Consider the following 1,237-nt stretch of genomic DNA (forward strand, 5'->3'; position numbering starts at 1 on the left):
GTGCTGACGAGGCTGCGTTGCATCGGCGGATCGAGGAATTGGAGCGGGTGAAGTCGGCGGCGGCCGCCGGGCAGGCCCGGTGTGCGGCGCTGCTGGATGCCAAGCGCCGCGCCGCCGAGGCGGCCGCGGGAGTGCCGCGCGCCAACCAGGGCCGCGGGGTGGCGAGCGAGGTCGCGTTGGCGCGCCACGATTCGCCGAACTGCGGCAGCCGCCACCTCGGGTTGGCCACAGCACTCGTGTACGAGATGCCGCACACCTTGGCGGCGTTGGAGTCCGGGGTGCTCTCCGAATGGCGGGCCACGCTGATCGTGCGGGAGTCGGCCTGCTTATCGGTCGAGGACCGCCGCGTGTTGGACGCTGAGATGTGCGCCGATGTCACCCGGCTCGAGGGGATGGGCGACGCGCGGATCGAAGCGCAGGCCAAGACGATCGCCTACCGCCTGGATCCGCAGGCCATCGTGGATCGGGTGGCTAAGGCCGCCGAGGATCGCACGGTGACCATCCGGCCGGCACCGGACTGTATGACACGAGTGACCGTGTTGGTGCCGGTGGCCCAGGGCGTCGGCATGTACGCGGCGCTCAAGGGCCAGGCGGATACGACGTTCGACGGCCGAACCCGCGGTCAGGTGATGGCCGATACGGCCGTGGAGCGGGTCACGGGCCGTCCGGCCGCCGTACCCGAACCGATCGCGGTCAATATGACGATTTCTGATCAGACGTTGTTCGGCGACGATGACAGTCCGGCTGTGGTCGAGGGTTACGGGCCGATGCCCGCGGCGGTGGCCCGCAAACTCGTCCGCGATGCAGTCGCCGACAAGCGGTCCCGGGCCACGCTGCGACGGCTCTACCGGCATCCGAAGTCCGGCGCACTGGTGGCGATGGAATCGCGGTCGCGACTGTTCCCCAAAGCCTTGGCGAGGTTCATCGGGTTGCGGGATCAGCGCTGCCGCACCCCGTATTGCGATGCCCCGATTCGGCACCGCGACCACGCGCAACCGCACGCCGCTGGCGGGGCGACCAGTGCGCTCAACGGTCTCGGGGCGTGTGAGCGGTGCAATTACGTCAAGGAGTCACCCGGCTGGGCGGTGACGACGACGGTCCAAAACGGTGTTCACACAGCCGAATTCGTCACACCCACCGGGGCGCACTACCACTCCACCGCACCCCCGCCACCCGGGCCCGTCGAACTATACGAAAGCGCGACCGAACTACAGGTCGCGATCACACTCGCCCGCTG

The 1,237-nt window shown here is 69.1% G+C and carries 1 protein-coding gene; it reads left to right on the top strand.

Features of this window, described 5'->3' with window-relative positions:
- Positions 1-1,237: HNH endonuclease (locus A5784_RS23300; protein WP_064947254.1), on the top strand; the 1,237-nt coding region annotated here is incomplete at both ends.

The organism is Mycobacterium sp. 852013-50091_SCH5140682 (genome assembly GCF_001665685.1).
GTDB lineage: Bacteria > Actinomycetota > Actinomycetes > Mycobacteriales > Mycobacteriaceae > Mycobacterium.